Origin of the sequence: Morganella sp. EGD-HP17, from assembly GCF_000512315.2 — a bacterium.
GTDB lineage: Bacteria > Pseudomonadota > Gammaproteobacteria > Enterobacterales > Enterobacteriaceae > Morganella > Morganella morganii.
This window is the reverse complement of sequence record NZ_AZRH01000001.1, coordinates 355,341-374,341: the sequence shown is the minus strand read 5'-3', so window position 1 is coordinate 374,341 and position 19,001 is coordinate 355,341. Positions and strand designations below refer to the sequence as shown.

The 19,001-nt window shown below is 52.4% G+C and carries 16 protein-coding genes and 1 riboswitch; of the genes, 4 read left to right on the top strand and 12 right to left on the bottom strand.

All coding sequences use genetic code 11. The annotated features are described in order from the left end of the window. Positions 1–8 precede the first annotated feature (8 nt). Together X965_RS01650 and X965_RS01645 are read right to left on the bottom strand one after the other, a co-directional pair. Positions 9–419 carry a YeeE/YedE family protein gene (locus tag X965_RS01650; protein ID WP_036415514.1) on the bottom strand — a complete coding sequence of 137 codons (411 nt, stop codon included), beginning with the start codon at positions 417–419 and terminating at the stop codon, positions 9–11. A gap of 1 nt (position 420) precedes the next feature. After that, positions 421–738, bottom strand: coding sequence for a helix-turn-helix transcriptional regulator (locus X965_RS01645; protein WP_004237764.1), 318 nt, complete (start codon positions 736–738; stop codon positions 421–423). Positions 739–847: 109 nt separating this feature from the next. Between X965_RS01645 and X965_RS01640 the strand changes: the two genes are divergently transcribed. After that, positions 848–1,399, top strand: a complete 552-nt coding sequence (locus X965_RS01640) for a SprT family zinc-dependent metalloprotease (RefSeq protein ID WP_004237763.1) — start codon at positions 848–850, stop codon at positions 1,397–1,399. Here X965_RS01640 and X965_RS01635 read toward each other — a convergent pair. The 4 genes from X965_RS01635 to hcp all read right to left on the bottom strand — a co-directional run bounded on the left by X965_RS01635 (position 1,380) and on the right by hcp (position 6,020). Next, complete coding sequence (locus tag X965_RS01635; RefSeq protein ID WP_004237762.1) at positions 1,380–2,441, bottom strand: magnesium transporter; 1,062 nt, start codon at positions 2,439–2,441, stop codon at positions 1,380–1,382. The genes X965_RS01640 and X965_RS01635 overlap by 20 nt on opposite strands. 75 nt (positions 2,442–2,516) lie before the next feature. Continuing rightward, positions 2,517–2,689, bottom strand: a riboswitch (M-box (ykoK) riboswitch). 87 nt (positions 2,690–2,776) lie between these two features. Further along, the gene (locus X965_RS01630) at positions 2,777–3,166 is read right to left on the bottom strand and encodes a nuclear transport factor 2 family protein (protein ID WP_004240932.1); all 390 of its coding nucleotides are present in this window, start codon (positions 3,164–3,166) and stop codon (positions 2,777–2,779) included. 127 nt (positions 3,167–3,293) lie between these two features. Next, positions 3,294–4,301, bottom strand: a complete 1,008-nt coding sequence (hcr, locus tag X965_RS01625; protein WP_015422923.1) for an NADH oxidoreductase — start codon at positions 4,299–4,301, stop codon at positions 3,294–3,296. Positions 4,302–4,367: 66 nt separating this feature from the next. Next, positions 4,368–6,020 (bottom strand): hydroxylamine reductase, encoded by a 1,653-nt coding sequence (hcp, locus tag X965_RS01620; RefSeq protein WP_015422924.1) that lies wholly within the window; start codon positions 6,018–6,020, stop codon positions 4,368–4,370. Between the two features lie 502 nt (positions 6,021–6,522). On the opposite strand from hcp, the gene X965_RS01615 reads away from it, so the two are divergent. Both X965_RS01615 and X965_RS01610 read left to right on the top strand, forming a co-directional pair. Then, positions 6,523–8,664, top strand: coding sequence for a TonB-dependent siderophore receptor (locus X965_RS01615; protein ID WP_036416752.1), 2,142 nt, complete (start codon positions 6,523–6,525; stop codon positions 8,662–8,664). Positions 8,665–8,678: 14 nt separating this feature from the next. After that, positions 8,679–9,836, top strand: a complete 1,158-nt coding sequence (locus X965_RS01610) for an ABC transporter substrate-binding protein (protein ID WP_036416749.1) — start codon at positions 8,679–8,681, stop codon at positions 9,834–9,836. 69 nt (positions 9,837–9,905) lie between these two features. Here X965_RS01610 and X965_RS01605 read toward each other — a convergent pair whose 3' ends face one another. Beyond that, entirely contained in the window at positions 9,906–11,285 is a 1,380-nt protein-coding gene (locus X965_RS01605) for a sodium:alanine symporter family protein (RefSeq protein WP_024474815.1), read from the bottom strand. A 216-nt stretch (positions 11,286–11,501) separates the two neighbouring features. Between X965_RS01605 and clcA the strand changes: the two genes are divergently transcribed. Next, positions 11,502–12,902, top strand: coding sequence for a H(+)/Cl(-) exchange transporter ClcA (gene clcA, locus X965_RS01600; RefSeq protein ID WP_004237754.1), 1,401 nt, complete (start codon positions 11,502–11,504; stop codon positions 12,900–12,902). Between the two features lie 6 nt (positions 12,903–12,908). Here the strand turns inward: clcA and tehB are convergent, their stop codons facing one another. The 5 genes from tehB to X965_RS01575 all read right to left on the bottom strand — a co-directional run bounded on the left by tehB (position 12,909) and on the right by X965_RS01575 (position 18,978). After that, positions 12,909–13,772, bottom strand: coding sequence for an SAM-dependent methyltransferase TehB (gene tehB / locus X965_RS01595; protein ID WP_036416747.1), 864 nt, complete (start codon positions 13,770–13,772; stop codon positions 12,909–12,911). A gap of 69 nt (positions 13,773–13,841) precedes the next feature. Further along, positions 13,842–14,921, bottom strand: a complete 1,080-nt coding sequence (locus tag X965_RS01590) for a linear amide C-N hydrolase (RefSeq protein WP_004237752.1) — start codon at positions 14,919–14,921, stop codon at positions 13,842–13,844. 72 nt (positions 14,922–14,993) lie between these two features. Beyond that, positions 14,994–16,487 carry a DHA2 family efflux MFS transporter permease subunit gene (locus tag X965_RS01585; protein WP_004237751.1) on the bottom strand — a complete coding sequence of 498 codons (1,494 nt, stop codon included), beginning with the start codon at positions 16,485–16,487 and terminating at the stop codon, positions 14,994–14,996. Positions 16,488–16,529: 42 nt separating this feature from the next. Then, entirely contained in the window at positions 16,530–17,720 is a 1,191-nt protein-coding gene (locus X965_RS01580; RefSeq protein WP_004237750.1) for an EmrA/EmrK family multidrug efflux transporter periplasmic adaptor subunit, read from the bottom strand. Between the two features lie 487 nt (positions 17,721–18,207). Then, on the bottom strand, positions 18,208–18,978 hold the full coding sequence (locus tag X965_RS01575) for a hypothetical protein (RefSeq protein ID WP_004240944.1): 771 nt from the start codon (positions 18,976–18,978) through the stop codon (positions 18,208–18,210). Positions 18,979–19,001 lie beyond the last annotated feature (23 nt).

Genomic DNA, 19,001 nt, shown 5'->3' with positions numbered 1-19,001 from the left:
GCGTATCCTTATTTCATCAGCCAGACAGTCAGAAAAGCACTGACCATAAACACCGCCACGGCAGCAAATGATCGTTTTGATAACCGCGCCATACCGCAGATACCGTGTCCGCTGGTACAGCCGTTACCCAGCCGCGTGCCGAAACCGACCAGCAGACCGGCCACAATCAGCAGCGGATAATCCGCAGCGATCACCACATCCGGCTGACCGGCAAACAACCTGTAAACCCACGGTGCCCCTGCCAGCCCGGCAATAAACGCTATCCGCCAGCCGCTCTGCTTTGTGAACATATTGGCGAAGATCCCGCTGATCCCGGCAATCCGCCCGTTAAACAGTAACAGTACAGCAACCGCAATGCCGATCATCAGTCCGCCCAGTGCCGCACTGACCGGCGTAAAAGCCGCGCTATCAATAATCATATTATTTTCCTTGTTTTTCAGGACAATAAAGCTGATACAGCGTGGTGAGCAATATCAGGACTTTTTCATCTGCCACGGAATAATAGATACGTTTTCCCTCACGCCGGGTGTGCACCAGTCCTTCATTGCGCAGAACCGTCAGTTGCTGTGACAGCGTCGGCTGATTGATGCCGGTCCGCTCCTCCAGTTCGCTGACATTGCATTCCCCCTGACTCAGCTGACAGAGCAGCAGCAGACGATCCGGATTCCCCAGTGTTTTCAGCAGGGCAGCAACGCCGGTGGCGGCTTCCTGCATATCGGTAAGCAGTGTTGGTGTCATGAATTTATTCCTTACGACATTATATAATTAAATATAATATTATTTTGCAACATATACAACATACTGATAACGGTTGCAGCTTTACGTCAGTATCGCTAAGCTTCCGGCTATGAAACCGACCCGAGTCCCCACCGCATTACAGCAGGCCTGCATGCAGACCCTGCGTGATTATCTGGCCCGCGCCTGCCGGGTGCTGAAGACGGATTATCCGGAGCCTGAACTGAACTATCGTCAGCGCGGCACCACCGCCGGCAGTGCCTGCCTGCAAACATGGGAAATCCGCCTCAATCCGGTGTTACTGACGGAAAACGGCCCCGGATTTATACAGGATGTGGTTCCTCACGAGCTGGCGCATCTGCTGGTTTACCGCCGTTTCGGACGCGTGGCGCCTCACGGGCGGGAATGGCAGTGGATGATGACAGAGGTGCTGGGTGTTCCGGCCGTCCGTACACACCGCTTTGATGTGACGTCTGTCCGCGCCCGGACATTCACTTACCGCTGCCAATGCAAAACGGCACATGAACTGACTGTCCGCCGCCATAACAAAGTGTTGCGCGGGGAAAGTCAGTACCTGTGCCGTCACTGTAAAAGTACGCTGGTGTGGGATAACAGTGCAGCTGCAATATCATCCCCGTGCGACCTTACACCAGATCAGTCATAATCAGTTTGGCCATCTCGAAGTAGATAATCAGCCCGGTGCCGTCAATCAGTGTGGCAATAAACGGCGCGGAAACCACTGCCGGATCCACTTTCAGACGCTTGAGCACCATCGGGATAATGGAAGACACCACCGCACTCCAGACTGTGATACACACCAGTGTCAGACTGACCACCATCATCACTTCCGGCCCGACCCCCAGGAACCAGGCACGGATCATCCCGGCACATCCCATGGTAAAGGCGACCAGCAGTGACGTGGACAGCTCTTTGCGCAGCACCGCGCCGATATTGCGCAGGCTCACTTCCCCGAGAGCCATGGCACGGACGAGGGTTGAGGTGATCTGAGTACCGCTGTTACCGCCGGTGCCGATCAGCAGCGGGATAAAGAAAGCCAGCGAGATAGCGGCTTCCAGCTGCTCTTCAAATGCCTTGAGTACCGTACCGGTATAAGCTTCCGCCACAAACAGCATCAGCAGCCAGACTGCGCGCTTGCGCCACAGCGTAAACGGGCTGGTGCTCAGATAAGGCTCATCCAGCGGCTGGGAACCGCCCTGTAATGCCGCATCCTGGGTATTTTCATCCTCAATCAGCTCTGCGATATCCTGCGGACGCAGAATACCGGCCAGCTTGCCGAACTGCACCACCGGCACAGTATCAATCCCGCTGTTGTTGATAAGCTCATACACGTCGTGCCGGGACTGCTCCGGTGACACCGAAAAATACGTCTGGCGCATAACATCGGCGACAAACATATCTTCCGCTGCGGTCAGCAGGGCTTTGACCGGCAGGATACCATTCAGGTAATTATCCTCATCCAGTACATATAAATAAGTGGGGATCTGCTCACCTTCCAGTTCCTCACGCAGGGTGCGTTTGACGGCAGCAATCGTGTCTGACACGGTCACGCGGATATACGCCTGACTCATGTAAGCACTGACTGCGTCTTCATCATTACGCTGCGGACGATCGGTATGGTGTGGCGGATTAACGGATGGCGCGGAAATGACCAGCGCGTCCGCTTTTTCGTAGTTGGTTAACTTCATGATGTGTGACCCTAATGTCTGTTATGGACTTCAAACAGCACTCCAATAGGGGCGAAACCAGATGAGAGAATGCGTAGGCTATCTCACGTCTCGGTTTTAGCACTATACAACGTATCCCGCAGACTGCGGGAAGTTACTTCGGGTTATACCTTCTGTTCGATATAACCTGTCCTAATCTTGGGCGTCTCTCGACGTCGTCAGATCAGCAACCTTTGTTTGTATAGGAGCCTCGCCTAACGAGATACTGCACCTTAAATGCGGCGCGAATTATAACTCTCAGAAATTATATGGCGAGGACTATTACTATTTCGTTTAGAAACCATTGAGGTTACAAATCAGGTCCGGGAACCCAGATCATTATCGCTCTCATCACCGGTCAGCTGTCGTGTCACTTCCTCACAGCGGACAATTTTACCGTCTGCCAGACGGAAACAGGCGAAAACCTCAAAAGCGGCATGCTCACCACTGACTTTTTCCGCCTTAGCGATATGCTGAGTGTGCACACAGGACCCGCCTTCAGCGATAGATTTAATCTCAATAGTAATACTGCGGGTTGCCATTTTCAGGGCATTAAGATGGGCAAGAAAAGCGGGGAACTCAATTGTCTGACCATTCACTACCTGAACATAATCACGGGAAAAATACTGTTCAACCAGGGATTCATCACCGATATGTTCACCGAGAACGTCAGTCAGGGCACGGGTTACAAACTCTGTCTTATTCATTGCTGAAAATCCTTTTTTATTATGATCACATTTACAGCATAGCGGAAACCCGGCGTTTATCCGCCGGAAACAGAAAAAGCGCCGCTGAAAACGGCGCTTTTTTGTAATTATACAGAATGATTCTCAATCAGGCTAATTCAACATTGCCCTGAATCTGACAGCTGCACGCCAGAACATAACCCTGTTCAATCTCTTCCGGGGTCAGCGTCATGGTGCTGGTGGTGGTGTATTCACCGCTGCGGACGCGGGTTTTACAGCTGCCGCAGACACCGGCACGGCAGGCCGCCATCACCGGTACACTGTTAGCTTCCATCGCTGCCAGCAGGGTCATACCGACAGGTACTTTTACCTGACGCAGCGGGGACTGAATGGTCATGGTGACCATCTGCTCTCCGGCTTCCGCTTCCGGCTCCGGCCCGAAACGCTCCATAAAGAAGCTGCCCGGATCCACATTCAGCGCCTGACAGAATGTCTGCACATTCTTCATATACGGCGCCGGGCCACAGGTCATCACCGTATGCTGTGCGATGTCCGGGATCAGTGCCTTCAGTTTTTCCTCTGACAGGCGGCCGGATAACAATTCATCCGTCTCATCACTGTTTTCCACCATCAGGATCAGGCGCAGACGGGCCGGGAATGCAGTCAGCAACTGCTGCCATTCCTGAGCAAAAATCACCTGCTGTTTATCACGCACGTTGAAAATCACCGTCACCTGACTTTCCGGCTGACGGTGCAGGATCCAGCGGGTCATCGACATCACCGGTGTCACGCCGCAACCGGCGGCCAGCATCAGATAGCGCTCTGCCGGGCGGGCATCACAGGTAAATTCACCCTGTGCATCAGACAGCCACAGGTAATCACCCGGTTTCACCTCGCCGGTCAGCCAGCCGGAACCCTGTCCGTCATCCAGACGGCGCACCGTCAGGCTCAGGAACGGGCTCAGTCCCGGTGTGGAGGATAAGGTATAAGCACGCAGTGTCTCATCACTGTTGCGGATACTCACCAGCGCATACTGCCCTGCGTGATACTGATAAAAATCGTGGTTAATCAGATTGATAGTCCACACATCCGGGGTTTCCTGCCTGACAGAATGGACCTGCATGCGGTTCGGACATAAAGACGTCGGCATTGTCATCGGGCTCTCCTGACTCCGTGCCGGAGAAGGCGTGACCGCCCTCTCCGGTGCTAACAGTTACAGCAATTACGCGCCTAACACAGCGTGTAAATCATTTTCAACAGTGGTAATCGGACGCATACCGAATTTTTCATTCAGTACATTCAGCAGATTGTCAGTCAGGAATGCCGGAGCAGTCGGGCCGGTGAAGATATCCTTCACACCCAGCGCCAGCAGGGTCAGCAGAATCACAATCGCTTTCTGTTCAAACCAGGAGAGCACCAGTGTCAGCGGCAGATCATTGACGCCGCAGCCCAGTTTCTCAGCCAGTTTCACCGCCAGCATAATCGCGGAGTACGCATCGTTGCACTGACCGACATCAAGCAGGCGCGGTAATCCTTCCAGGGTACCGAAATCCAGTTTGTTGAAACGGTATTTACCGCAGGCCAGAGTCATAATCAGGCAGTCCTGAGGAACCTGACGGGCGAAATCGGTGTAGTAGCTGCGTTCACCGCGGCTGCCGTCGCATCCGCCGACGAGGAACACATGACGCAGTTTGCCGGTCGCCACCAGGTCAATCACTGTATCGGCGGCATTGAGCAGCGTTTCACGGCCGAAACCGACGGTGATCAGGTGCTCGATTTCGCTGTACGGGAAGCCGTCCATCGCCTGAGCCTGCGCAATAATATCGCTGAAATCATCACCGGTCAGGTGTTTCGCGCCCGGCCAGCCGACGATACTGCGGGTCCAGATACGGTCGGTATAACTGCCCGGATTCGGATCCAGAATACAGTTGGAGGTCATCAGAATCGGGCCCGGGAATTTGGCAAACTCAGTCTGCTGGTTCTGCCAGCCACTGCCGTAGTTACCGACCAGATGTTTGTATTTTTTCAGTTCCGGATAGCCGTGTGCAGGCAGCATTTCACCGTGAGTGTAAATGTTCACACCGGTGCCTTCTGTCTGTTGCAGCAGCATATGCAGATCTTTGAGGTCATGACCGGAGATCAGAATCGCTTTACCTGCCACCGGACGGACGTTCACGGAAGACGGCGTCGGGTGACCGTAAGCTTCGGTTTCACCGGCATCCAGCATTTCCATGATTTTAAAGTTCATCATACCAATCGCCATGGACTGGTTGAGCAGCTCACCCATATCAGACGGATCAGTACCGAGCCACGCCATGATTTCATGGTACTGGCCGTAAATCTCATCACTGTATTTGCCCAGCACATGGGCGTGCTCCATATATGCCGCCGCCCCTTTCAGGCCGTACAGGCAGAGCATACGCAGACCGTGGATATCATCACCGATAGCCTGCTTATCTTTATTCAGGGCAAATTCATCCGCCTGTTTCACCAGTGACGCAATATCCGTGCCCTTCAGTTGCAGGTTTGCTAACGGGTGATTCAGAACCAGTGCCGGGTTTTTCGCCAGGCAGCGTTTCATCAGGCTGTCACGCATCACAATCGCTTCCTGCGCATAACCGATGATGCGCTCAGAATCGAAGTTAACGTTAGTTAATGTGGAGAAAAATGCACGCGGCGCAAAGCTGTCTGTGTCGTGATCGATGATACCTGATTCACGCGCAGCAACCGCCCACGCTGAAAGACTTTCCAGTACTGCCACCAGCAGATCCTGTAAGTCAGATGTTTCTGCGGTTTTACCGCACATGCCCTGGGCATAGGCACAGCCATTACCCACCGGTGTACGCATCGTTTGTTCACATTGCACACAGTACATGCTCTTGCTTCCTTATAAGTTGTATTTTATATGCAACATAAGAATACGCCATTTCAGACCGGTGAAAAGGGGTTTTCCTGACTATCATTCCTTTGCTTGATCTAAAGCAAAAATTAACCGGCACGACACATCACTATCGCGAATGATTAACATTTACATTATTTACAGATGCAATATGGAGTAAGGAATTATCCGGTATTTTGGGGTAAGGTGGCGTGATATAAACCGGTAAGGCAACTGACCAGAAGATGGATAAATGCACTTGCATCCAGATGTGGAACGAAAGAATAAAACAGGCGGATTAATCCATAAAACCGCCCTTTCCCCGCTAAAACAGCAAGATCACATTCACACCAAAAATAATTCTCACGACTATCATTTAACCCCCGAATTTCGAACCAAAAAATCAGCATATTAGTAACTTTCCGTTAAAAAATTATTGCGCACAGGTAATAGTTATTATTATCATTTGTCTTCTTAAATTCTCACGGAAAACTGAGTGATGACTGATTCCTGTAACGCATCCTGCCGCCCTGCCCGCCTCACGCCGCTGGCACTGGCGCTCGCTGTTATCAGCGGTGGCAGTATCGCCGCCACCGCAGATACCGAAGACCCGGTTGTGGTTGTCGGCAACTGGCTGGATAACACTGATAACAGCGATACGCTGCTGAACCACGGCGGCGCACGGACCATCAAAACCAAAAAACAAATCGATGAGTCAGGGGCAGAAACCATAGCGGACGCCCTGCGTGGTATTCCGGGTGTTCAGGTGCGGGACAGTAACGGCACCGGCGGCAGTGACGTTTCACTCAATGTCGGTATCCGCGGGCTTCCGGCACGGCTTTCCCCGCGTTCCACCATTCTGTTCGACGGTATTCCGCTGGCCGCTGCCCCCTACGGGCAGCCGCAGTTATCGATGTCACCACTCTCGTTAGGCTCAATCAGCAGCATTGATGTGATGCGCGGTGCCACCTCTGTCCGCTACGGGCCGCAAAACGTCGGCGGCGTGATTAACTTTGTCACTAAACCGATCCCGGAAACCTTCAGCGGTTCCGCGTCCGTCAAAACACAGGGTGCACGCACCGGCGGGCTGAAAACCCTGACCGATGCCTCTGTCGGTGGCTCAAAAGAAGACGGTTCTGCAGGTGCGCTGCTGCTCTACTCCGGTCTGCACGGCCAGGGCTACCGCAAGAATAATGACAATACCGATATTGATGACATCATCCTGAAAACCCGCTATGCCTTCAGTGACACTGATGAGTTGCTGGCAAACTTTCACTATTACCATGCGCAATCCGGGATGCCGGGCGGCCTGACAGAGGCACAGTACAAAGCCGATCCTTACCAGTCTGTCCGTCCGTTTGACCGTTTTGAAGGCAACCGTCAGGATATGTCCTTTAAATACCGCCACCAGGAAGATGATAAACAGTTTGAATTACTGACCTGGTTCAGCAAAAGTTACCGGGGCAGTTATATTGAAAGTGAGGGAACAAATGCGAGTGCCGGTAAGAGCCGCCTTGTTTCCTATCCGCGTCACTACACAGCTTACGCCATTGAACCGAGCTATTCACAGCTGTTCCGCTTTGATAACCAGTCCCACGAAATCACCCTGGGTTACCGCTATCTGAATGAAACGGCGGATGAAAAAGCCTACCGCTCCGGCTGGTATCCGACCGGTTCTCAAAGCTCACGCCCTCAGACCGACAGCTACTATCAGCACACCTCCGGCGGTACAGAGGCCCATGCCATCTATATCGATGACACCATTAATGTTGGTAACTGGACGGTTATTCCCGGCCTGCGTTATGAAAATATAAAAATTCATCTCGATGACGGTTTCCGTAACCAGTTCCGCAGCAAGAGCTACAGCGAACCGTTACCGGCACTGTCGGTGATTTATCATATTGATGATCAGTGGAAACTGTTCGCCAACGCCGGCAGCTCATTCGGCAGCCTGCAATATTTCCAGCTCAATACCGGCGGCGCGGGTAATGATCCGGCAAACGGCCTGAGTGCGGAAAAAGCCCATAACTATGAAGCCGGTACACGGTTTGATGATGGTCTGCTGTCTGCGGAAATGACCCTGTTCTATATCGATTTCAATGATCAGCTGCAATACATTGAAAACTCGACCGGCTGGACCAACCTCGGTGCGACCACCCATCAGGGGGTAGAACTGGCACTGAATTATGACCTGAGTGAAACCGCGAAATGGCTCGACGGCGTCAGTATCTACAGCACTTATACCTACACAAAAGCAGTGAGCAAACGCGGTAATTTTGCGGATAAAGATCTGCCGTTCTACTCCCGCCAGCTCTTTACTGCCGGTGCCCGCTATGAAACCGGAAACTGGGTGTGGAATCTCAACACCTATGCGCAGTCAAAACAGCAGTCACCGGGAACCGGGAAAAATTACATTACCGAAGGCAGTGCAGACGGACGTTACGGCATTATTCCGGGCTATATGATGTGGGATGCGCGTGCGGAGTATCATTTCGGCCCGCAATGGTCAGATCTGACACTTGCCGCCGGGGTGAAAAACCTGTTTGATCAGGCCAGCTTTACCCGTTCAACAGATAATAACTACGGCATTTACGCCGGGCAGCCGCGCACTTTCTTTGCACAGGCTTCCGTGAAGTTTTAAAGGTCATTCATATAATGAAACGCATATTCCACGCTGCCGGACGTTTTCCGGCCCTTATCATCACCCTTTGTGCCGCACTCGCGGCACTGTTTCCGCTCAATGCAACAGCGGAACTGATAACGGTGACGGATATTGCCGGGCGGACAGTCACCGTCAATGCCCCGGTATCCCGTATCATGCTGGCAGACAGCCGGGTACTGGTTGCGCTGAATATTCTGCATCCGTCTGAACCGCTGAAAGGTATTGCGGCATGGGATGATGCACTGACCAAAAAAGCACCGGATCTGCGCATGGCTTATGAAAAACAATTTCCGCAGCTGAAAGATATTCCGGTATTTCCGAACCCTTACACATCGGATTTCAGTGTCGAAAAAGCGCTGACTTATCAGCCGGATTTGGTGATTTTCGATACCGGACTGCAAAGTAAACTGACCGAAAGCGGCACCCTGGATTTGCTGGAGAAAAGCGGTATTCCGGTGATATTTATCGATTTCCGTCAGTATCCGCTGCAAAACACCATGCCAAGCATGACGCTTTTGGGGCAGGTCTTCGGGCAGGAAAAACAGGCGGCAGCATTTAATGATTTTTACCGCGAGCGGCTGGATCTTATCCGCTCGCGGGTTGCAAATATTCCGGAAGACAAAAAGCCCACAGTCTTTATTGAACGAGCGGCGGGTCTTGCCGGGGAAAACAGCTGTTGTAAAACCTTTGGTAACGGTAACTTCGGGGAGTTTGTTGCCGCTGCGGGAGGTCATAACCTCGGTGCAGACTGGTTTAAAAACGGTATGGGCGGTGAGGTGAGTGAAGAACAGATTATTGCCGCTGACCCGCAGTTTTATCTGATGACCGTCGCCGACTGGGAAAATACCCGCAAAGGCAGTGCTTCAGTACCGCTCGGCTATACCGGCTCTGAGGAGCGGGCTGTACCGGCACTGGAAAAACTGATGGCACGGCCGAAACTGCAGTATCTCACGGCGTATCAGCAGAAACAGGTACTGGCACTGTATCAGCAATACTATGACACTCCGTTCAATATTATTGCGGTGGAAGCTATTGCCAAAATGCTGCATCCGGCACTGTTTCCTGAGCTCGATCCGCAGGCAGACAGCCTGATGCTGCATAAAACCTTTACCGCTCTGGACGGCAGCGGCCTGTTCTGGCTGCAACCCTGATCATCACATCAGTTGCTGCATCAGAAAAATAACGGGCAGTTTCCTGCCCGTTATTTACAATTCCCACCGTTATTTCTTCTGATATAACTCATTCGCCATATCAATACTGTCCGCATTAACATCCCGGATGTGGTCACGCGTCAGACGGTATACCACCGGGCTTAATAAGATCAGTGCTATCAGGTTCGGGATCGCCATCATGGCATTCAGGGTATCCGCCAGCAGCCAGACAAACTCCAGAGACTGTGTGGCGCCAATTGGTAGTGCTATCAGCCACAGCACACGGAAAACCTTAATCGCCTTCACGCCGAACAGATACTGGACGCACTTCTCACCGTAAAAACTCCAGCCGAGGATTGTAGTGAAGGCAAAAATCGTCAGTGCAATCGCCACAATATAGTTTCCGCCCGGAATCGCCGCTTTGAAAGAGGAAGCGGTCAGTGTGGCACCGGTTTCCGCTGTCAGCCAGCCGCCCATAATGACAATGGTCAGGCCGGTTACCGAGCAGACAATAATGGTGTCAATAAAGGTACCGAGCATGGCGATCAGCCCCTGACGGATCGGGTTCTGGGTTTTCGCGGCAGCATGCGCTATCGGCGCACTGCCCAGACCCGCCTCGTTGGAGAATACGCCGCGCGCCACCCCGAAACGGATAGCCGCCCAGACGGTCGCCCCGGCAAACCCGCCCTGTGCCGCCACCGGTGTAAAGGCAGAAGTAATAATGAGGGAAAACGCCGCCGGAATTTCACTGATATTCAGCGCGAGCACCACAAGACCGGCACCAAAGTAGCCGACGGTCATAAACGGTACCAGTTTACCGGCCACGTCTGAGATACGGCGGATCCCGCCAATCAGTACCGCACCGACCAGCAGCACCAGCGCCACGCTGGTCACCCATTTATTGATGCCGAAGTTACTCTCCAGCACATCCGCCACCGAGTTGGCCTGAACCGTGTTCCCGATACCGAACCCGGCACAGGCACCGAATACCGCAAACAGTGTTCCCAGCCAGACCCATTTCGGGCCGAGGCCGTTTTTGATGTAATACATCGGGCCGCCGACATACTGCCCGTATTTATCCACTTCACGATAACGAACCGCCAGCACGGCTTCTGAGTATTTTGTCGCCATACCCACCAGTGCCGTCATCCACATCCAGAACAGCGCCCCCGGCCCGCCCATCACCACTGCTGTTGCCACACCGGCAATATTGCCGGTGCCGATAGTGGCGGATAATGCCGTCATCAGCGCGTTAAACGGGGAGATCTGCCCTTCCCCGCGTGATTCATTGCGCTGAAATAATAATCTGAACCCGGTTCCCAGTTTACGAATCGGCAAAAAACCCAGCCGAATCTGCATATATAAGCCGACACCCAGTATTCCCACCAGCATCGGCACACCCCATACCACGCCGTTCAGCGCGCCCAGCCACTCTGTTATCAAATCCATTCACCCCTCCTGACCGGCCCTGTTACTTTTTTATTTTACGCATTACATATAAATAACATTTATTTATCATTTATTAATAAAGCGGAAAAATGCCGGGAATGCGAACAAAAAATGTCCGGATTTGCGTTGGATTTTTGAATCTGTGAAGGGTGTCACTTGTCACAAATTGAATTAAAATAGTGATTAATTTTTATTTAGAATGGATCATGTTCAGCCATGTCAGATGCTTTACCGCATACGACAGCCACGCTTAAACGCCGTTATCGTGTGCTCAAACGCCTTAAAGAACGCAATCTCGCCCCTGTTACTGTCCTGCTGCTGGCGGCTGCCGTCGGCGCACTCGCCGGTTTTACCGGTGTGCTGTTTGAACGCGGGGTCAATTGGGTTGGTGAATACCGGGTCAGCTCTCTGTCTTCACTGACAGATAATAAAGAAATACTTATCCCGCTGATGTTTATTGTTTCCGCCCTGCTGGCCATGTCAGGTTACTGGCTGGTGCGGCGTTTTTCGCCTGAATCCGGCGGGTCGGGGATCCCGGAAATTGAAGGGGCATTGCAGGATGTCCGCCCGGTACGCTGGTGGCGGGTGCTGCCGGTAAAATTTATCGGCGGGCTGGGTACTCTCGGCTCCGGTATGGTGCTGGGGCGTGAAGGCCCGACCGTGCAGTTAGGGGCAAATATCAGCGGGCTGGTCAGTGCGCTGGCCGGGGTGAAAAACCAGGAATCCCGCCACACATTGCTGGCCACCGGTGCCGCCGCCGGTCTGACCGCCGCCTTTAACGCACCGCTCGCAGGGATCCTGTTTATCATTGAGGAAATGCGTCCGCAGTTCCGTTACAGCCTGATTTCCATCAAAGCCGTTTTTATCGGCGTGATCATGTCGAGCATTGTTTTTCAGACCTTTAACAGCGGCGCGCCGATTCTGGATATCGGCAAATACCATGCCGCCCCGCTGAATACTCTCTGGCTCTATCTGGTGCTGGGAATGGTTTTCGGTGTGATTGGTGTGATGTTTAACCGCTTTCTGCTCACCATGCAGACACAATTCCGCCGTTTTTATCAGGATAAAACATCCCGTTTTGTTGCTACCGGCGGTCTGATTGGCGGACTATGCGGTATTGCCGGGCTGTACTGGCCGCAGGTAACCGGCGGCGGATTCGCGGTGATCCCGGATGTCGCCGCACTGCACTACTCCCTGACCGGTATTCTGATGATCTTCCTGTTCCGTGTGCTCACCACGGTTATCTGCTTCAGTTCCGGTGCGCCGGGCGGGATCTTCGCGCCGACACTCGCACTCGGCACACTATTCGGCAGTTTCTTCGGCTATGCCGCCATGCTGCTGTTTCCGCAGTATCAGATTGAACCGGCGACCTTCGCCATTGCGGGGATGGGGGCGCTCTTTGCCGCCACCGTCCGTGCGCCGCTGACCGGTATTGTGCTGGTACTGGAGATGACCGATAACTATCAGCTGATCCTGCCGATGATTATCACATGTCTGGGGGCAACACTGCTGGCGCAGTATCTGGGCGGACGTCCGCTGTATTCGGTACTGCTGGAGCGGATCCTGATGCAGAACGGCACGCCGCCGGAAAAAACCGGTGACGCGCCGCGGGGGTAATATTAATCAGGCTTTTTTGCGGGCAATCAGGGTGGCAAAATTTAATCGGATCCGGTTGCCTGCCGCATCAGTGCGGTGCAGATGTCCCGGGTTTTCGTTGTATTTCAGGATCTCCCAGTCCGCATAATAACCGGATAACTCGCCCGGTTTCAGGAAGCAGTCAAACGGCAGTTCATCATACGGCATATTCTCTGTTTCCACCGGGCAGACAATCAGGTTATACCCGTCCGGGCGGGTATGCGCCTGCATATCGGCGATGATCGCGGCAATATTCTCTCTTTTCAGGAACATCAGCACCACAGTGGAAATAATGATATCGTAATCATCCTGCAACGCATGCTGGTTGATGTCATACATCTGCGTGCGGATATTGCTGATCCCCGTAGTGGCTTTCACATCCTCAATCGCCTGAATGTGCTGCGGATTGATATCCATGGCCGTCACGTCATAACCGAGCTGCGCCAGGAAAAAGCTGTTGCGCCCGCGTCCGGAGCCTAAATCGAGTGTTTTACCCGGTTTTGTCATTGTCACCAGTTCACGGACTTCGGAGTGCGGACGGGTCAGTCCGTGGATTTTATAGAATTCATCTTCAGGCTGACACCAGAAGGCAAGCTGACAGGAAATATCATCACTGACGGATTCAATTTTGTGCCACACCTGCGGGTCAAGACGCGGCGGCTGATGCGCGGTATCAAAGTGGTAGCGGGTCTCTTCGCCATTTTCACCGAAAACGACAAAATCCATCTCCCCCGCCAGAACCGTCAGCTGCGCCCATGTACCTTCCGCCGTATTATGGCGATCCGTAAAGGCCATCGGGATAGTGGTTTTTTGCCAGACCGGCAGGGTTTTATAGCAGACTAAGTTTTCCATTTTACGCCTCACCTTAAAGATGCATTTTAAATACATCTTATATCCTTTCCGGTGAGGCGTAAATGACTTTTATTTCTGACGGGCGATAACTTCGTTTATCCCCTGAAAGACAAACGGTTTAGCATCGGTGAAATCCTTTGCCACATCACCGGAATAAATGTTTTGCTGTTCAGGACCCAAATCCAGTTTCTTCACTTTGCCGTTTTCTTTGCTGAAATCCACTTTCTTCAGGTCAACCCAGAAGATATTAGGTGTCAGCGCCGATTCAAAGAAATAAATCTGACGTTTGTGATCCACCACCGTACGCCAGCGGGTGGAGGAGATATTCGGCTCTTCTTCGGTATTCAGCCCGAACGGCACAGACACATTGCGGATCACACTGAATACAGACGCCACCGCTTTATTCGGCGTGGTTGCTTTCGGAATCGCATTAATATAGAAAGACCCGCGCGCAAAACGGTCAGCGGAGCGGTTGGTGCCCGGCAGCATCACGGTGCCGTTGATTTGCTGCCAGTAGCTGTCCAGTGCCAGCTGCTCGCTGAATACCGGAGAGTTGGTCATTACCTGATATTTACGACTGTGATGAATTACCTGCTTACCATCAATATATTCAATAATGGCGCTGTCACCGGAGGCATCGGATAATGAAAGGTGCAGTGTCGCCAGGCGCTCTTCACCCGGGACTTTATCAGTGATCACTGCGAACGGCTCTTTTTCCAGTGCAGTAACCGCTTCTTCAACGGTCGCGTAGTTATCCAGCACATACTGTGCCCAGGCAGAGATACTCAGGGTTGGTTTGTTGCTTTCCGGTGTCGGATACACCGATTCCACCAGCCACAGCAGGTTTGCGGACAATCCCTTTTCATTAATGCCGTCGGTGGTGGAAACATCATAGCCGGAAGCCACCACGCTGCCGTATTTTGATACCCATTTCACGGAATTCGGCCCGGCGGCACCATCGCGTTCCATCCCCTGCGGGAAGATCCATAAATTGGTACCGACATCACTTTTCCAGTCCATTGACCGGGCAGTGATCACCTGCGCATCATCCCCGAGATACACCAGCCGGGTGCAGGCGGAAGCAATCTGGGCAGCCAGTAATGTGGCCGACGCGACCGCACCGGCAAGTATAATTCGCTTAAATGTCATGAAAAAACCCTTTTCATTGCGTCCGGCAACCGGCAGCTTACCGGTTACGCTTCCTTATTACTGTAGTCCTTATCAGGATTTTGTGGCAAACGGCGGCCGGGCAAACCAGATAAGAACAATCAATCCGATGAAGACGCCGCCGGAGAGCCAGAAAATCTCATTGGCACTGATAATCAGCCCCTGGGCGGTAATTTCCTTCGCCAGATAGGCGGAGGTCTGCGCTTCTGATAACCCGTGCTGCGCCATCTCCTGATACATCTGTACCGATTCCGGATTATACGCGGTGATGGATTCCGTAAGCTGAGAATGATGTAACGATTCGCGACGGCTCCACAGCGTGGTGGTGATCGATGTACCGATAGATCCCGCCAGTGTCCGGAAGAAATTGGCCAGCGCGGAGGCCGAGGCCAGTTTCTCCGGCGGCAGACCGGAAAGCGTGATGGTGGTGAGCGGCATAAAGAAACAGGCCACTGCAAAACCCTGCACCAGCTGCGGCCAGACCGAGGCATAGAACCCCATCTGTGGCTCGAAAGTATAGGCGCGCCAGTAGAAACAGACGGAATACACCACGAAACTAAAGGTTACAATCCAGCGCAAATCCACCACATTGGAGATTTTACCGACAAACGCGGAAATCAGTATCGGCACCAGCCCGATAGGCGCCAGCGCCAGCCCTGCCCATTCAGCCGTATAGCCGTACACCTCCTGGAGCAGCTGCGGCAGCAGTACAATTGCGCCGAAATAGACCATATACGCCAGACTGACCGACAGTGTGCCGATGGTAAAGTTACGCGACTTAAACAGCGACAACTCGACAATCGGGTTTTTATCCGTCAGTTCCCAGATCACCAGGAAGACCAGCGCAACGGCTGCAATAATGGCCAGTGCGACAATTTCATCTGACTCCAGCCAGCCGAGATCTTTCCCTTTATCCAGCAGGATTTGCAGACAGCCGATCCCGACCACCAGCAGCGACAAGCCAATCACATTGAGCGGAACCTTTGTCACCTTCGATTCCATACCGCGCAGCAGCATCAGGCTGACCAGTACCACCGCAATACCGATAGGCACGTTGATAAAGAAAATCCAGCCCCAGTGGAAGTTATCACTGATATAGCCGCCCATAATCGGCCCGAACACCGGCGCCAGAATGATGGTCATCGACCAGAGTGCCAGCGCGGTATTCTGTTTGGCGGGCGGGTAACTTTTCAGCAGCAGGCTTTGTGAGAGCGGGATAATCGGCCCGGCCACCCCGCCCTGTAACACGCGGAAGAAAATCAGCATTTCCAGGCTTTCTGATAACCCGCACAGCAGTGACGTCAGGGTAAACAGCCCGGTGGACCAGATAAATACCCGCACTTCCCCGAAGCGCTTGGCCAGAAACCCGGTAATCGCGATGGAAATCGCGTTGGATACCCCGAACGAGGTAATAACCCAGGTGCCCTGAGAGACAGAGGCACCGAGATCACCGGAAATAGTCGGGATCGCCACGTTGGCAATAGTGGAGTCCAGCACCTGCATAAAGGTGGCCATCGACAGCGCGATGGTCGCCCAGACCAGTTTCATGCCTGTTAATGGTTGATTAGCCACAATAAAGCCCCGCGCTGATTAACTGGCGTTATCGGTAATGATTTGTGCAATCACCGCATTGACCGGTGCCAGATCCGGGATCAGCACATCACTCTTAAAGGCCGGGGTATCACGCTGGACATTGGCCAGTACCGGGCCATCGGTATTTTTGGTTTCGATAGTCACGTTCATCGACAGACCGATACGCAGCGGATATCTGGCAACCTGCTGCGGATCCAGCTCTACCCGGACCGGCAGACGCTGCACCACTTTGATCCAGTTCCCGGTGGCGTTCTGCGCAGGCAGCAGAGAGAAGGCACTGCCGGTACCCATATCCAGCCCGGCTACCGTGCCGTTAAAGGTCACTTTGTCGCCGTAAAAATCACTGGTAATGGTGACCGGCTGCCCGATGCGCACACTGCTGAGCTGCGTTTCCTTAAAGTTGGCGTCAATCCAGACCGGCTCGACCGGCACAATCGCCATCAGCGAGGCATTCGGGCTGACCTGAGCCCCGACCTGCACATTGCGGCGGGAGACATACCCGGTAAACGGACTGCGGATTTCCGTGCGCTGTAAGTTAATCCAGGCATCACGGACTTTATCCGCCGCCTGCAGCACCGCAGGCTGATCCGCCAGCGCCGTGGTTTTCAGCAGGGCTTTGGTGGCATTCAGTTGCTGCACAGACGCATTCAGGGATGCCTGCGCCTCTTCAACCGCTTCCCGTGAGTGCTGTAAATCTTCTTTGGAGATAGTCCCCCGCTGTCCTAACACACTGCGGCGGGCATAGTCATTCTGTGCCTGATTCAGCATCACTTGTTTCTGGGCGATAACCGCACCGAGCTGGTCGCGGTTAAAATAGAGTTCCTGAGTCTGCCGCACCGTGGCCGCGAGATCATGACGGGCCTGCGCGTAAGCCAGTTCAGCATTAGTTTTATCCAGCACTACCAGCACATCCCCGGCATGCACCAGATCGGTATTCTCAAAATTCACCTGTGTCACATTACCGGTGGTTTGTGCGACGATCGGCACCTGAAGGCCCACCACGTAGGCGTCATCGGTATATTCCTGATAACGCAGCACCATGAACCAGTAAATAAGATAGCCGGCGAGCAGCACAATAAAGAGGAGTGACGTTCCCGCAAGCCAGATTTTTCGTCTGGCGGGATTGGATGACGATGTTTTTTTGTCAGAAGGCTGGGCAGCAGAAGACTGCGCTGATGTGTTGTCCATCAAAATACCCCGGTAATAAAGTTAAGCCAAAAATATTGCGCACAGAATAGCCTGAATCACTATAAAAGTAACGGTAAGTGAAATATTACAGGGGAAAACCGAAAACAATATAAACAGAAACAAAACATCTGCTGAACACAATAAAATATGTAACTTATTTATCGGATTATGATGAACAGCAAATGAATATAGGGAAATAATCAGATATTTAAGTAATATCCGCTGCATATTTTGATACTTATTTCTGCACTCTCAGTGACATCCCCCCCTTGATTATTCGTCTGCCCGGTTCATTTTCGGGTATCAGAGTATTTTCTGTTTACCTTTCCCGATTCTTAAACAAAGTATCGTGTTTTACTGAAATGTGTTTGTTTTTTATCCGGATACAGAAAACAGCACGATTTGCACATTTCCGTTTCTGTCCGCCGGACATAAAAAAACCGCAGAGTCATAAACGCTGCGGTTATTATCCGGTACCCGGAGATATTTACTGAGACAAAATCAGACGCAGCGCCTCAGCGGTAGCCGCTTTATTCGGTTCTTTCGTGAATAAGTCATAAAAATCGCCGACAATCAGACAGGTGGTGACCGGGTCTTCCGCGCCTTTATTCAGGTCACTCAGCAACATCACTTTATCACCGTATTTTTCTGACAGTTTCTGATAAACATCCCCTAATACCTTATAAGCTTCCTGCGCCGGGACATTACCGGTATTCCGGTCTTCCAGTGATGATGTCAGGATCAGATTCACGGTTTTCAGCATCCGGATATCGGCTTCATTATAGGTAAACTGCGCTTTATTCTGCGGGAATTTATTCAGTGCCGGGAAAAAGTTATTAAAGCACTGCTGTCCGGACGGATCTTTTACCAGATAACCTTCCGCCTGCTCTTTTACCGCCCCGGCGAAGGCATTCAGGGCATCATCAGAGGCATACGGGATCCGGTCAATTAATAACACTGCCGTCATCCCGGCGATATCATTCATCCATGCCACTTTCTGCTCGCGGGTCATGGTGTCATAGTTCCTGATATTACTCTTCAGGCCTTTATATTTTTCCGGGGAAATTTTGCCTACCACTTCAACAAACTGCATCGATTCCGACATCATCTCTGCTTCAAGTGATTTTTGTGTTGCCGCTCCGTCTTTACTGACGGCGGTGACAGAAAAAACATTATCCCGCTTACCCATATAATAACCGGCACCGGCAAAGACCACGGCAACAATAAGAACCAATAATAAGCTGAGTTTTTTATTCACGCACTTTCCTCTGATACGCTGAG

Excerpts from the sequence above, each read along its gene's own strand:
- X965_RS01650 (WP_036415514.1), bottom strand. The coding sequence starts at position 419 with ATGATTATTGATAGCGCGGCTTTTACGCCGGTCAGTGCGGCACTGGGC.
- X965_RS01645 (WP_004237764.1), bottom strand. The coding sequence starts at position 738 with ATGACACCAACACTGCTTACCGATATGCAGGAAGCCGCCACCGGCGTT.
- X965_RS01640 (WP_004237763.1), top strand. The coding sequence starts at position 848 with ATGAAACCGACCCGAGTCCCCACCGCATTACAGCAGGCCTGCATGCAG.
- X965_RS01635 (WP_004237762.1), bottom strand. The coding sequence starts at position 2,441 with ATGAAGTTAACCAACTACGAAAAAGCGGACGCGCTGGTCATTTCCGCG.
- X965_RS01630 (WP_004240932.1), bottom strand. The coding sequence starts at position 3,166 with ATGAATAAGACAGAGTTTGTAACCCGTGCCCTGACTGACGTTCTCGGT.
- hcr (WP_015422923.1), bottom strand. The coding sequence starts at position 4,301 with ATGACAATGCCGACGTCTTTATGTCCGAACCGCATGCAGGTCCATTCT.
- hcp (WP_015422924.1), bottom strand. The coding sequence starts at position 6,020 with ATGTACTGTGTGCAATGTGAACAAACGATGCGTACACCGGTGGGTAAT.
- X965_RS01615 (WP_036416752.1), top strand. The coding sequence starts at position 6,523 with ATGACTGATTCCTGTAACGCATCCTGCCGCCCTGCCCGCCTCACGCCG.
- X965_RS01610 (WP_036416749.1), top strand. The coding sequence starts at position 8,679 with ATGAAACGCATATTCCACGCTGCCGGACGTTTTCCGGCCCTTATCATC.
- X965_RS01605 (WP_024474815.1), bottom strand. The coding sequence starts at position 11,285 with ATGGATTTGATAACAGAGTGGCTGGGCGCGCTGAACGGCGTGGTATGG.
- clcA (WP_004237754.1), top strand. The coding sequence starts at position 11,502 with ATGTCAGATGCTTTACCGCATACGACAGCCACGCTTAAACGCCGTTAT.
- tehB (WP_036416747.1), bottom strand. The coding sequence starts at position 13,772 with ATGGAAAACTTAGTCTGCTATAAAACCCTGCCGGTCTGGCAAAAAACC.
- X965_RS01590 (WP_004237752.1), bottom strand. The coding sequence starts at position 14,921 with ATGACATTTAAGCGAATTATACTTGCCGGTGCGGTCGCGTCGGCCACA.
- X965_RS01585 (WP_004237751.1), bottom strand. The coding sequence starts at position 16,487 with ATGAAACTGGTCTGGGCGACCATCGCGCTGTCGATGGCCACCTTTATG.
- X965_RS01580 (WP_004237750.1), bottom strand. The coding sequence starts at position 17,720 with ATGGACAACACATCAGCGCAGTCTTCTGCTGCCCAGCCTTCTGACAAA.